Origin of the sequence: Pedobacter polaris, assembly GCF_005116505.1 — a bacterium.
Classification (GTDB): domain Bacteria; phylum Bacteroidota; class Bacteroidia; order Sphingobacteriales; family Sphingobacteriaceae; genus Pedobacter; species Pedobacter polaris.
This window is the reverse complement of record NZ_SWBR01000003.1, coordinates 301,988-314,637: the sequence shown is the minus strand read 5'-3', so window position 1 is coordinate 314,637 and position 12,650 is coordinate 301,988. Positions and strand designations below refer to the sequence as shown.

Sequence of the window (12,650 nt, the reverse complement as noted above, 5' to 3'; positions counted from 1 at the left end):
ATAGAGGTTTAAAACGCTAAAAAACGACCAATGTTCGCTTGAACGTGGTCGTTTTTTTTATGCTCGCCACTATTAAGTTGTAAAGCTCTAATGGTAACTCCATTCCTTTCTAGTAAAAGTTCGTCGTAGAAACCTTTGTAATAAACCTCTTTTACTTCAAACCTTCTGCTATTCCAAGTACTTTTTAGCTCTACCCATTCTGGATAAAAAACTACATGTTGTTTTTGGGTTTTAAGTCCCAATTTATTTGCTTGTACAGCATCTAAAACAACCGCATTACCTAATATTTGTGCAGTATAAAGAGCTGATGGATTTTGATAAATAGTTTCTGGTTTATCGTTTTGTAAAAGTATCCCTTGCTTAAGAATTAGCAATTGATCAGCAAGGAATAAACCGTCTGTTGGGTCGTGAGAAACTAAAATAATGGTTAAACCAGTTTCTTTTGCCAAGCGTTTGATGTCTGCACGCAATTGGTTTTTCAGTAAATAATCAACCTGACTAAAAGGTTCATCCAACAATAAAACCTTCGTATCACTAATTAAGGCTTTTGCAATCGCCACGCGCTGCTGTTCACCCCCGCTTAATTCTATTATTTTTTTATCCTTTAGCTTGGTAATGTGCAAGTGTTCCATCATTTCCATGGTTTTCTCTTGCTTCGCTTTAATATCGGTATTAGACAACATTGAAGCAATATTATCGTAAACCTTGGCATAAATATTCAATGAAAAATCTTGGGTAACCATTTTCATTTCGGTATTACCAGGAATGAGTTGTTCATCTGGTCCTTTTACCCTCTGGTTATTTAATAAAACTTCACCTTCATCTGGCTTTAACAACCCATAAATACATTTTAGCAGGGTCGATTTACCACTGCCGCTTTCGCCAATTATGGCAACAATATCTCCTCTTTTAATAGAAAAACTAATGTTAGAGATACCAGACACTTGTGTTTCTTGGTATTGTTTTGTTAAATTAGTTACAGTGATTATTTGTTCGTTCACATGGTAAAGATAAAGCTTAAAGCTGAAAGAATAAAGGTGAAAGCTTATAGACTAAAGCAGAAAGTTGAAAACAAAAGGTTTCTAGCTAACATTCTTCGGTCTCAGCGAATCTGCGAGAAAAACTAGCCATAAAATTAGAAGTTGTCCAACAAAAAAATCCTACAAACTTTCGTCTGCAGGATTGGGTTTTATTTGTGTGTGTTTGGTTTATTGGTTCATTAGCTCACTAAGTTTCGAACAAAATCTTTCTGACTTTCGGACCTCGGACTTTCGGATTAATTTAATCCAAAAGTTAAACCGAATGCCATATTTTTTAATCCTTTTTGAGGTGCGCTATCGAACATATCGCTTGCATAATATTTAGCAAATAAAGCTATCCCATTAGTCCCTACTCTTACAGTACCGCCGTAACGGAAAGGAGCAAAATTATAATCATCTTTAACTTTCACCTTTCCATGCTCATCACTTATTTGTTTAACTTTTCCATTTAATAAGAAAGCAATTTCTGGTCCGGCAACTAGGTACCAACGTCTTCCTTTATGGCTTTCCTTGGTTCTCAACTCAAAGTTTAAAGGAACATGTACATAACTGCTAGAAAAACGGTTCTTGCTATACAAAATTTCAGGAGTTTCTGTAGTATAAGTTAAAGTCGGACTATTTTTCACCATTGTAATGTTGTTTTTCAATCGAATTAAAGTCCAGTCGAAACCACCTGCTATATAGATTTTAAAGTTAGGGTTAAATCTATAGCCCATTTGCAAAATATCAAATGAAACATGGCTTGTTTTTCCAGCTTTATAATCTAAAAAATCATTCGTTGGTGATAAAGAGAAGCTTCCGTTATCGATTAATTTAGAGAAACCGATATCTAAACGGGTAAAGGTTATTCCTCCTACAAAACGACCTTTATTAGGATCAATTCTACCACTACTGTCTTTTTTACCTATTGATATGTTTACACCATAGTTGATATCTTTGTTTTTGCGTTTAACGCTATCTTGTTGTGCACCTGCACTTAAAGCTACCAGAAAGGTAAGTCCGCTTACCAAAACTGTTGTTAATATTGAGTTTTTCATTGTGTGTTTGTTTGGTTTTTAATGGTAATGAAGCTTGCACGGGTTATTATTATCATTGAATATATGCAAACCCGTGCAGGTCATTTGTGTGTGTATGTTTGTTTGGTTTATGTGTTTCTTAATCTTATTTATTCTTTTTGTTAAATTTCAAAAAGCCAATGTTTATTCCAATTATCGATGAGTTATCATCATCATCTGTATTAAATCTTACTAACTTTTTATCTCTTTTATCTACTTTGTCTACCACAAAGTTTATCAAGTCTCCCACATTTCTAATCCCTTTTTTCTCAGTAACAATCTCTTCTGCTGCAGAGGTTTCTATACCTGTTTGTTGAGTTTCTACCCTTGCAATTACAATTGGATTTTCTACCTCAGTTTCCTTTATCGGAGCAACATTTAGAAGTTTAACTTCTGCTTGTTTAATAGGTAGACGATTGCTAGCAAGCATCGGTTGCACGGGCTCTTGTATATTTTTTAAATTATTTTCAGGAGCTCTATTTTCACGTGTTACAGTTAGAGTTTTAGCTTCTGAGCTTGCTATTCTATCTGTATTACTAACAGTTTCTGTAATAGGTAAAGTAGTAGAAACTACATCATTAACTACTTCTTGCTCAATTGGTTTAACCAAAACTGCTGTTGCTTCAGCTCCACGCAATTTAATTTTCTCTGTTTTCTGAAAAACCAACATCGCAGTAATTGCAATTGCTACACTTGCAGCTGCCATCCAATAAATCGGAATAACACGTTTGCGTTTAGGTTCTAGCTGTTGTTCTATATTAGCCCATAAATTTGCAGATGGTTCAATTTCCGCATCCACGAATTTGTCTTTAAATAATTTATCGAATTCTTTATCCGGCATGTGTTGCATATCCAAAGCCCTCCATTTTAATAATTTCTTGTTGCAATATTGCTCTCGCCCTACTTAATTGAGATTTACTGGCACCTTCTGAGATACCTAATGTTTCTGCAATTTCTTTGTGCGAATAACCTTCTATAATGTACATGTTAAATACCATGCGATAACCGTCCGCTAGTTTCTGTATTACCTTCATTAAATCTTGCATGCCTAAGCTGCTAAAATCAAATCCTTGTGATGGTTGCTCGTAAGCATCTTCAATTGGCACAATACTTAAAGAGCGTAAATTCTTTCTGTAACTTTCAATTGCGGTATTAACCATTATTCTTCTTATCCAACCTTCAAAAGAGCCATCGCCACGGTATTCCTTAACTTTCTGGAAAATTTTAACGTATCCCATTTGTAATACATCTTCAGCTTCCATACGGTCTTTGGCGTAGCGCATACAAACGGCCAACATTTTCGATGCAGTTTGCTTATATAGCATTTCTTGCATCTTCCTGTCGCCAGCTTTGCAGCCTTTCATCAAGTCATCAATCGTATATGTTTTAGTCACCTTCATTTGTTGTTTGTATAGGGTAGATGAACCCTAGAAGTAAAAGGTTGCAAGCAGTTGCAAATAAATTTCTAAAAAAAGATTTCACAGATAGCAAAGTACAAACATTAAGGTACTAAGATATATTAAGACTAATGGTCCTTTATTTCTTAATGTTTGAAAACGAATGTTAGCATTTTATAGATACTGTAGTCCCGCTTTCAGCTTTGGTCTTTTCGCTTTCAGCTCAAGAGCTACCGCTTCAATCAGGTTTATTTAACAAAGGGCTGTTTTTCATAGGATGGATTGCTGGCCTTGCAAACTTACGAAGTTCTCCATCGCACAGCTCTTTGAAACTTCGTAAATTGGCTCTTTCAGACTTTCGGACTTTTCTGACTCCTTCTACTTCCTTTTAAAAATTCTAAAACTCTCTTTGTAAGTTATAAATAAAGAGTGGTTAAATTGAAAATCAGCATCTGGAGTTCCTAGGTCAAAATGTGGTTCAAAACGAACATCTAAATACAAATTAGGGATCAACTGTTTTTGATAAACATATCTAACTGCCAAAATGCTTCTGCTGTTTTGTTTAAAGCCTTCATTATATAAAGTTTCTGAAACCGATTGATACAATGGCATTCCCTTAATAGTTAAAAAATTATTCCCTTTCCAGTAAGAAGCCACTAAGCTACCCCACCTAGTGTTCATACCAGCGTTTAGCCACAAGCCAAAACCGCCTTGGTATGCCCTAACTTTTGTTGGTGAAAAATCTTTATAAACAGCAACGTAATTATCGGTAAATATTTCTTTCACATCGTAACCAATTGTTTTGTGCAGTTTAAAGCCTGCAGCGCCATTAAATAAAGTGCTTAAAGGAATATCTTTCAATACATCAATTTGCCCACCTTGATGGTAAGCTAAAAACTGAGCGGGTATTGACAGTTTCCAGTTCTCATTTTTCAGTAAAAAAGTTTCAGTACTTAGTCCTCCAACAATCTCTTCCTTTGCAGCCTCGCCCTTGTAAATCATTTTTTGCCAGGCAATCCAACTATCTAATTTGAATTTCTCTTTATCAACCAGTAATTGGGTTCCGTATTCTATTGGTGTTGTAATCTTTCTTTCGAAATTATAAATTGGTTCTATGTAATTGTGTTGAATATTTCCTTCTAGGCTACCAAAAATAAGGGTAAGATCTTTCTTATGGTATTTTAAGCTAAATAAAGGTTTGGCATCATAAATACCTTCATTTCCAAAATCCTTACGCAAATAAGCACCTGCTGTAATAGCCAAATTCGGGTTGGCATAATAAACCAATTGTGGCTCTAGCTGTGTACCATACAAAGTGTAACCATCGTGAAATTTATTCGAGTATTCGTAATTTCTAACGTAATTGAAATTGTAGAAATTAAAATGTAATTCTTTGTCTAAACTATCAGCAGGGCGAATGCGATTAAAGATTGCTTCATTGTTGAATTGAGCTTTAGTAGTTACAGAAAGCAAAAAGAGGAAGGCTATAAGTAGATTTTTTTTCATTTAATTTATTTTAAGATTGTCAGTCTGAGTTTCTATTATCATTCTGAGTGCAACGAAGAATCTCATTTAGAAATATTAATTCAACTGTGAGATTCCTCCAAAGTCGGAATGACAAAAATATCTGGAATAAAAATTAGTTACTCTTACTTTTTCTCTCTATATCTTTTGTAAATCTTCACAGCCATCATGATAATTGCAGAAAATACAATCAATCCTAATAAACCATAAATCCAGTTTACTGCACTTTTTAGCATTACCGTAAATACAATGGCAACCAATAAGATCGTGGCAACTTCATTCCATAAACGCAACTGATTACTAGAATACTTAAATATTCCATTTCTCAATTGCTTCATTATATTTTGACAAATGAAATGGTAAACGAGTAATAGCCCAACAAAACCAAGTTTAACCCACATCCAACTTTGAGTAACTAAGAAATCGAAGTGGGTGTAATACATTAACGCACCAGCTAAAACCGTTAAACACATCGCCGGTATGGTAATGATATTCCACAAACGACCTTCAATTTTAGTGAATTCCTTTTGAAGAATGTTCTTTTCTAATTCTGGTCTATCGTTAGCTTCAGTATGGTAAATGAATAAACGAACACCATAAAACAATCCAGCCATCCAACTTACTACAAAGATGATGTGAACCGCTAAAAAGTATTGATAGTAATCGTTCATTATTTAATCTTTTCTAAAATATAATTGTCAACCCAACTAGGGATATTTAACTGTTCAAATTCTACAAAACCATTTTTTATACTTCCTAAAAACTTATGCTTTATTCCAGAATTGTCCCAAAGATAGGTTTCATCAACCTTTTTTACCATATCCATTAGTAATCCCATTGTTAAGAAGTATCTTTTCTCAACTTTTTCGCCTTCCACGGAGTGCCCACCTTTTTTAATTCTGTCTTTTACACGTTCCAAATTCATTATTGGTGTTTCAGTTCCTATAAAATATAAATAGACTTTATAATTATTCGATTTTGCTAAGTCTATTAATTCAAGTTTTGAAGGGTGTGAGAATACAGTTTCAAAAGAGAATGATTTTTTGCTGGCGATTAATTGATGTCTGATGAAATCAGCTATAATAGCAAAATGATATGAATTAAATAAAGTATTGACTTGTTGATTTCTCGTAACAATTACATTCTCTATAATTTCTAAATTCCAGGTATCTGAGTTGAATGATGCTTTTTTATAAAGGCCACTTGCCAAATAAAATTGATTAAATTCATTTTCCGCACAGGAAATATCAAAATCAGATAAATTTATGAAGTTGCTCTTTTTATAAGCTTCTTCTAAATAATCTGCATTTACAAATAGCTTTGTTGAGAAATAGATAGATTTTATGGAATCAAATAAAGTAGTTTTACCAGAACCATTGGGACCTGCAAAAATCCTTAATTTTGGTTGTTTGGGCATTAAAACAATTTAATTCTTTTATGAGATAAACGTTTTTTCTTAAATATGCCTCCCGCTATTTTAACAATTTTACCATCGTTAAAAGTTCTATAAACACCGTCTTCCTTAACCTCTGTTCTGCCTAAATTCAAGGCATCGACAATGCGAATTACATCTTCCATTTTCTTGTTAATGGCTTTTATAACTTGTTGTATCGGAAGTTTATCCTCGTCATTTAGAGATTTAACTGTCATAAAATTTCTTATTAGATATAGCTAATATACTAAAATGAGTTCAATTAATATCTAAATTCCTTTACAACCTCAATTGCATATTTTACATTATCAAAAGGAATATCAGGCATAATACCGTGACCTAAGTTAAAGATAAAACCTTCTGTTCCACGCATTCTTTCAAATAGTTGATGAATGTGTTTCTTAATTACAGGTTGGTCAGCATATAAAATATGTGGATCTAAATTCCCTTGAACAGCAATTCCGGCAGGCAATGCATTTTTAATGTTTAACAAATCTGCATTCCAATCTACCGAAATTACATCAGGTTTTGCTTCTGCCATAATTGGTGCAAAAACAGAACTTCCTTTACAAAAAGAAATTACCGGAACATTTGTTCTATTTAAACCAGCAATAATTTGTTGGTTATATTGATGAGAAAATTCTTGGTAATCGTTCCAAGATAAAGCCAGGGCCCAGCTATCAAATAATTGAACAGCATTAACACCAGCCGCAATTTGTAAGTTCAAGTAATCCGTAGTTACCTTCGCAATTTTAGCCAATAAACGGTGTGCTAATTCTGGATGATTGTGCATTAACAACTTGGTTAACTTAAAATCTTTACTAGAACCACCCTCAACCAAGTAACTCATTACCGTAAAAGGTGCTCCAGCAAAACCGATTAAAGGAATACTACCATCCAAGCGTTGTTGAATTACTTTAATTGCATCGGCTACATATTGCAACCTATCTACAACATCAACTTCTAACTTATCGATATCAGCAGCGGTACGAACAGGATTAGCGAATTTTGGTCCAACACCCTGAGTAAAACTTAAATCGCCACCCATTGCTTCGCCAGTTACTAAAATATCGCAAAATAAAATTGCCGCATCAATGCCTAACAAATCAACCGGCAACATGGTAACGTCTGCAGCAATCTCTGGGTTTTTGCACATTTCTAAAAACGAATATTTGTTTTTAATTTCCCAATATTGTGGCATAAATCGACCCGCTTGGCGCATCATCCATACTGGTGGTCTTTCTGTAGCTTTTGAATTTGCAGCGTCTAAAAATAAGTTATTCTCCATCTTGTATTAGGCCAAATTATTGGCTTCTTTCTCTATAATTTTTATAATTTCTTTAGCTCTTGATGTTGTTGCCAACTCTTTGGCTTTTTCTATATATGCTTTTGCTCTTTCGCCATCCTTTTTACGCAGGGCGAGATTGGCCAAATGAATCATTACAAACGCTTTATCATTTTGCCCACCCAAGGGGAAACGGCTAGCAATTTGAAAGTGAAACTCTGCAGTTTCAAAATCTTCTCGTTGCAAAGCGATATTTGCTCTCATAAACTCGTAATATCCACGGCGGTTTTTTGCTAGTCGATCTGGGTTTACAACTTCATTTAATATTTGTTCTGCCTTATCATAATTTGCATCCTTAAAATGTTTCGATGCCAATAACACCGAACTGTGTTTAAAGTGACTCCATAAAATAAAGGCAAAGAGAAAGCCGGCTATAGCAGCCAGCTGGTATTGATTGAAATATAAACTTACCAATGCAGAAAGGGCAAAAGTTGCCATTAAAGCATATCTACTCCAAGTATTGTACATTAATTTGCGCTATCTGTAAATTTATAACCTACACCTCTAATCGAGTGAAAGAACACTGGATTTTTTTGATCAGGTTCAAAATATTTACGGAACGTTAAAATAAAGTTGTCAATTGTTCTTGTTGAAGGATATACATCGTAATTCCAAACTGTTTCAAGGATTTGTTCTCTAGAAACTGCTTCGTTCTTACGCTCAATTAATAATTTCAACAACATTGTTTCTTTTTTAGTTAAAGGCACAACGGTTCCGTCATCTTGTTTCAATTCAAAAGAGTTAAAATAAATTGTCTTATCGCCAATTTTATAAGAGTTTAATTCTTTTAAGTCATCTGCTTTTAAGCTACGTTTCACCAAAATTCCAACACGTAGAATTAATTCTTCCAAGTTGAAAGGTTTTACCAAATAATCATCAGCTCCTTTTTTAAGACCCATTACACGGTCTTCGCTAGTATTCTTAGCCGTTAAAAACAAAATGGGAACTTCAGTATTCTCTAAACGAATAGTTTCACAAACCTGGAAACCATCCATTTCTGGCAACATTACATCTAAAATGATAAGGTTGAAACGTTCTTCCTTAAAAATTTTTAATGCAGTTTTACCGTCTTTAACAGCATGAACTTTATAACCCTCTAATTCGAGGTTTAATTTGATGGCATCTAATAAATGATCTTCATCTTCTACCAATAGTATTCTTAATTTCTGTGGCATATTAGTTAAATGTTACTTCAAAAATTGCACCTTGCGGTGTGTTATCTTTAACGCTAATATCAGCGTCGTGGTTTTGTAATACCTCTTTAACAATAAACAAGCCAAGTCCAGTACCTTTAGATTTGCGTACATTTTCATCGCCAACGCGGTAAAATTTATCGAAAATAAGCATTTTTTCACCATCCGGAATGCCGGGACCTTTATCAGAAACCGTTAAAAACGGCTTACCGTCATTTTGACAGAGGCTTACTGCAATTTCGGCACAAGGGCCAGAATATTTAACGGCGTTTTCTACCAAATTTGTAACAACCGATGATAAAGCAAATTTATCTCCTACTACCTTAATATTATTGTCAATTTTAGTATTGATTAACTGTTGGTTACCGCAAGAATGAACTTGCAATCTGTCTGTAATTTTAGTAACCAATTCAGAGAAATCAAATTCTTCTTTTGGAAATGAATAGGTCCGACTTTCAATCTTGGTAGCCAGTAGCATGTTCTCTACCAAATCATCCAATCGCTCAATATCTTTTAATGAATTATTAAGTAGAGAAGTTTGTAATTGTTTATCTAAATCTCTCTTCACAATGGTTTGTAAAGAAAGTTTAATTGCAGCCAAAGGCGATTTCAATTCATGTGTAACTGACAGTAAGAAATTTTGTTGTTGTTCATGCAGTTTATCTTCCTTTTTAATAGAAGCGTGAATAAAATAAGCACCAATGCAAAGTAAAAACAAGAAAACAGAACCCTCTCCCATCACCATCGCCATGCGCTGAGGTTGCAATTGGATTACAACGGTTCCCCACCAAAACATTTCTAGCAATGCGTAAAGTAATAGGAAATAAAATATGAGCAGTGACTTTTTCATTATATGTTTTTTTGTCATCCTGAGCTCGTCGAAGGACTTTTCAATTACATTTCGACAGGCTCAATGTGACAATTATTATTTCTTACTAAAAACTAAATCCAATGCATCAAAAATAGCTCTTTTTGCTTTCTCTAGTTCTATTTTAGTGTGTGCTGCAGAAACAAATCCAACTTCATAACCAGATGGCCCTAAATAAATCCCTCTGTTTAGCAATTCACGATGCATTAGTTTAAATTTCTCCATACTTGCAGGATCAATATCTTCTGCGGTTTTGATATCTTTATCGGTAAAAGCAAACCAAAAAATAGAACCAACCGTAAACACTTTGAACTTATAATTTCTTGCCGTTGCAAAACGCTGAATGCTATCTACAAACTCTTTGGTTTTTTGGTTTAAATCTTTGTAAAAACTTGATTTTAAAAGTTCAGTTAAAGTTGCAATTCCCGCAGCCATTGCAACCGGATTGCCAGATAAAGTTCCTGCTTGATAAACACCACCATCAGGTGAAATATGGCTCATTATTTCTGCAGAAGCTCCATACATCCCAACAGGCAAACCACCACCAATAATTTTTCCGTAAGTTACAATATCAGGCTTGATGCCGTAATAAGCAGCTGCTCCTTCAAAACCTACCCTAAAACCAGTAATTACTTCATCAAAAATTAACAAAGCCTTATTTTCCGTACAAACATTTCTTAAAAATTCAATGTAAGCTTTGTCTTGCATTAGCAAACCATTATTTGCCGGAATGCCTTCTATAATTACCGCAGCAACTTGATCTTTAAATTGCTCGAAAGCTTTAATAATTGCATTTGTATCATTTAAAGGAATAACAATTGTTTCTTCGGCAAAAGATTTAGGTACACCTGCTGAAGAGGTTTCTCCAAAAGTTACCAATCCAGAACCTGCTTTTACCAAAAGCGAGTCACTATGACCATGGTAGCAGCCTTCAAATTTGATGATTTTATCTTTTCCAGTATAACCACGAGCTAACCTAATAGCCGACATTACAGCCTCTGTTCCAGAACTTGTAAAGCGGATTTTTTCTACATAACTGTTATTCTTAATAATCAGCTCTGCCAATTCATTTTCTAATGCAGTTGGTGCGCCAAAGCTCATTCCGCTTTGCATTACTTCGATTACCTTCTCTCTTATTTTAGCATTGTTATGACCTAAAATTAATGGCCCCCAACTTGCACAAAAATCTATAAATTGATTTCCATCAGCATCCCAAATGTAACAGCCATCTCCTTTTTGAATAAACAATGGCGTACCATAAACAGATTTGAAAGCCCTAACTGGAGAATTTACTCCACCAGGAAAATAGGTTTTCGATTTCGCGTACAATTCTGCCGATTTCTCACGACTAATATCAGGTTTGCTTCCTGTATTTACCGGCATCTCCTCTTCGTTTCCCGAGAATATCTTTTTTAACTGTTCTAACATTTTTTTTAAGCTAAAAGCTGAAAGACCAAAGTTAAAAGCTCAAGACTAGGCGTTAAAACAAGCGCTTTAGTCTTTCTCCTTTAAGTTTTAAGCTTCCTCTTACATCCAATTATTCTCTACTATATCTCTAATATGGTAAGTGGTTATGATACTAGCTCCTGCTCTGGCAAAGGCATGCATCGTTTCCATTACTACTTTTTGTTCATCTATCCAACCTCTTTGTGCTGCTGCTTTAATCATCGAGTACTCTCCCGAAACATTATAACAAGCAATTGGCAGGTCACTGTTTTGCTTCAATTTACTAATAATATCTAAATAAGCTAAAGCTGGTTTAACCATTAAAACATCTGCACCTTCACTTTCATCTAGCAATGCTTCTCTTACTGCTTCAGTTCCATTCCTGAAATCCATTTGGTAAGCTTTTCTATCACCTTTATTTGGCGCACAATCTGCCGCTTCTCTAAACGGACCGTAATAGGCCGAAGCAAATTTGGTGGCGTGGCTCATTATTGCCGTGTTTACAAAACCACCCCCATCTAATTTATGTCTAATTGCAGCAACACGACCATCCATCATATCTGAAGGTGCTAACATGTCAGCACCAGCTTCTGCATGATTTAACGCCATTTTTGCAATTAAGTCTACTGATAAATCATTTTGGATATAATCATCTTTCATAATGCCGCAATGACCGTGAGCTGTATAAGAACAAACGCAAACATCAGTTACTACATATAAATCGTCGCCAAAATTTTTCTTTAATTCTCTAACTGCAACCGGCACTAAAGAATGTGGATTGTAAGCAGATTTTGCATCCTCACTTTTCTCATCTCCAACACCGAACAACATAATTTTATTCACACCCAACTTTAATCCTTTTTCTACGTCTTTTAATAACGTATCTGTAGAAAAATGGTTTACACCTGGCATTGCATCAATTGCTTTTGTAACCCCAGTTCCTGGCACAACAAAGTATGGATAAATAAACATATCCTTCGACAATCGCGTTTCTGCAATTAGTTCTCTAACAACTGGATTTTTTCTTAACCTACGGGGTCTAATCATGTTATTGGTTACAAGTTGTTGGTTACATGTTATGGGCATCGAGCCCTGATCTATTTATTATATTATTATGCATCACGACTTATAACCCATAACTCGTAACCCATAACTCTAAATTAAACTGCAAACCTATTTATTTTATAATTTAGTATGATAACCTAAATATCATTTTTTAGAAAAGTGATAATGGTTCTTTTGTTAATGTAGTCATGCTATTCGTTTCAATCTTTTTTGTCCTTCGACTTCGCTCAGGATGACAAAAATATTTTCACTACTATCAGGTTTATCTAACAAAGTTCCTGTTCT

At 34.5% G+C, this 12,650-nt stretch carries 14 protein-coding genes; all 14 read right to left on the bottom strand.

Annotated features, from left to right (window positions below; all coding sequences use genetic code 11):
- Positions 1-8: 8 nt before the first annotated feature.
- The 14 genes from FA048_RS13375 to hemB all read right to left on the bottom strand — a co-directional run bounded on the left by FA048_RS13375 (position 9) and on the right by hemB (position 12,347).
- Complete coding sequence (locus FA048_RS13375; protein ID WP_136841823.1) at positions 9-1,001, bottom strand: ABC transporter ATP-binding protein; 993 nt, start codon at positions 999-1,001, stop codon at positions 9-11.
- 275 nt (positions 1,002-1,276) lie between these two features.
- A complete protein-coding gene (locus FA048_RS13370; RefSeq protein ID WP_136841821.1) occupies positions 1,277-2,077 on the bottom strand; it encodes an outer membrane beta-barrel protein in 801 nt (266 codons plus the stop codon).
- Between the two features lie 124 nt (positions 2,078-2,201).
- Entirely contained in the window at positions 2,202-2,951 is a 750-nt protein-coding gene (locus FA048_RS13365; protein ID WP_136841819.1) for a hypothetical protein, read from the bottom strand.
- Positions 2,926-3,495 carry an RNA polymerase sigma factor gene (locus FA048_RS13360; protein ID WP_136841817.1) on the bottom strand — a complete coding sequence of 190 codons (570 nt, stop codon included), beginning with the start codon at positions 3,493-3,495 and terminating at the stop codon, positions 2,926-2,928. The genes FA048_RS13365 and FA048_RS13360 overlap by 26 nt, the downstream gene beginning before the upstream one ends.
- A gap of 375 nt (positions 3,496-3,870) precedes the next feature.
- Positions 3,871-4,998 carry a hypothetical protein gene (locus tag FA048_RS13355; RefSeq protein WP_136841815.1) on the bottom strand — a complete coding sequence of 376 codons (1,128 nt, stop codon included), beginning with the start codon at positions 4,996-4,998 and terminating at the stop codon, positions 3,871-3,873.
- Between the two features lie 143 nt (positions 4,999-5,141).
- Positions 5,142-5,687 (bottom strand): CopD family protein, encoded by a 546-nt coding sequence (locus FA048_RS13350; protein ID WP_136841813.1) that lies wholly within the window; start codon positions 5,685-5,687, stop codon positions 5,142-5,144.
- Positions 5,687-6,433, bottom strand: a complete 747-nt coding sequence (locus FA048_RS13345) for a toxin (protein WP_136841811.1) — start codon at positions 6,431-6,433, stop codon at positions 5,687-5,689. The genes FA048_RS13350 and FA048_RS13345 overlap by 1 nt, the downstream gene beginning before the upstream one ends.
- Positions 6,433-6,666: a hypothetical protein gene (locus FA048_RS13340; RefSeq protein WP_136841809.1), complete on the bottom strand. Its 234-nt coding sequence runs from the start codon at positions 6,664-6,666 to the stop codon at positions 6,433-6,435. Before FA048_RS13340 ends, FA048_RS13345 begins: the two co-directional genes overlap by 1 nt.
- A 44-nt stretch (positions 6,667-6,710) precedes the next feature.
- The gene (gene hemE / locus FA048_RS13335) at positions 6,711-7,736 is read right to left on the bottom strand and encodes a uroporphyrinogen decarboxylase (RefSeq protein WP_136841806.1); all 1,026 of its coding nucleotides are present in this window, start codon (positions 7,734-7,736) and stop codon (positions 6,711-6,713) included.
- Between the two features lie 6 nt (positions 7,737-7,742).
- Positions 7,743-8,261: a hypothetical protein gene (locus tag FA048_RS13330; protein ID WP_136841804.1), complete on the bottom strand. Its 519-nt coding sequence runs from the start codon at positions 8,259-8,261 to the stop codon at positions 7,743-7,745.
- On the bottom strand, positions 8,261-8,968 hold the full coding sequence (locus tag FA048_RS13325) for a response regulator transcription factor (RefSeq protein WP_136841802.1): 708 nt from the start codon (positions 8,966-8,968) through the stop codon (positions 8,261-8,263). The genes FA048_RS13330 and FA048_RS13325 overlap by 1 nt, the downstream gene beginning before the upstream one ends.
- 1 nt (position 8,969) lies before the next feature.
- A complete protein-coding gene (locus tag FA048_RS13320; protein WP_136841800.1) occupies positions 8,970-9,836 on the bottom strand; it encodes a sensor histidine kinase in 867 nt (288 codons plus the stop codon).
- A 75-nt stretch (positions 9,837-9,911) separates the two neighbouring features.
- Positions 9,912-11,282 (bottom strand): glutamate-1-semialdehyde 2,1-aminomutase, encoded by a 1,371-nt coding sequence (gene hemL, locus FA048_RS13315; protein WP_136841798.1) that lies wholly within the window; start codon positions 11,280-11,282, stop codon positions 9,912-9,914.
- A gap of 99 nt (positions 11,283-11,381) precedes the next feature.
- Positions 11,382-12,347, bottom strand: a complete 966-nt coding sequence (hemB, locus tag FA048_RS13310) for a porphobilinogen synthase (RefSeq protein ID WP_136842440.1) — start codon at positions 12,345-12,347, stop codon at positions 11,382-11,384.
- Positions 12,348-12,650 lie beyond the last annotated feature (303 nt).

Excerpts from the sequence above, each read along its gene's own strand:
- FA048_RS13345 (WP_136841811.1), bottom strand. The coding sequence starts at position 6,433 with ATGCCCAAACAACCAAAATTAAGGATTTTTGCAGGTCCCAATGGTTCT.
- FA048_RS13355 (WP_136841815.1), bottom strand. The coding sequence starts at position 4,998 with ATGAAAAAAAATCTACTTATAGCCTTCCTCTTTTTGCTTTCTGTAACT.
- hemL (WP_136841798.1), bottom strand. The coding sequence starts at position 11,282 with ATGTTAGAACAGTTAAAAAAGATATTCTCGGGAAACGAAGAGGAGATG.
- hemE (WP_136841806.1), bottom strand. The coding sequence starts at position 7,736 with ATGGAGAATAACTTATTTTTAGACGCTGCAAATTCAAAAGCTACAGAA.
- FA048_RS13340 (WP_136841809.1), bottom strand. The coding sequence starts at position 6,666 with ATGACAGTTAAATCTCTAAATGACGAGGATAAACTTCCGATACAACAA.
- FA048_RS13350 (WP_136841813.1), bottom strand. The coding sequence starts at position 5,687 with ATGAACGATTACTATCAATACTTTTTAGCGGTTCACATCATCTTTGTA.
- FA048_RS13330 (WP_136841804.1), bottom strand. The coding sequence starts at position 8,261 with ATGTACAATACTTGGAGTAGATATGCTTTAATGGCAACTTTTGCCCTT.
- FA048_RS13360 (WP_136841817.1), bottom strand. The coding sequence starts at position 3,495 with ATGAAGGTGACTAAAACATATACGATTGATGACTTGATGAAAGGCTGC.
- hemB (WP_136842440.1), bottom strand. The coding sequence starts at position 12,347 with ATGATTAGACCCCGTAGGTTAAGAAAAAATCCAGTTGTTAGAGAACTA.
- FA048_RS13370 (WP_136841821.1), bottom strand. The coding sequence starts at position 2,077 with ATGAAAAACTCAATATTAACAACAGTTTTGGTAAGCGGACTTACCTTT.
- FA048_RS13320 (WP_136841800.1), bottom strand. The coding sequence starts at position 9,836 with ATGAAAAAGTCACTGCTCATATTTTATTTCCTATTACTTTACGCATTG.
- FA048_RS13325 (WP_136841802.1), bottom strand. The coding sequence starts at position 8,968 with ATGCCACAGAAATTAAGAATACTATTGGTAGAAGATGAAGATCATTTA.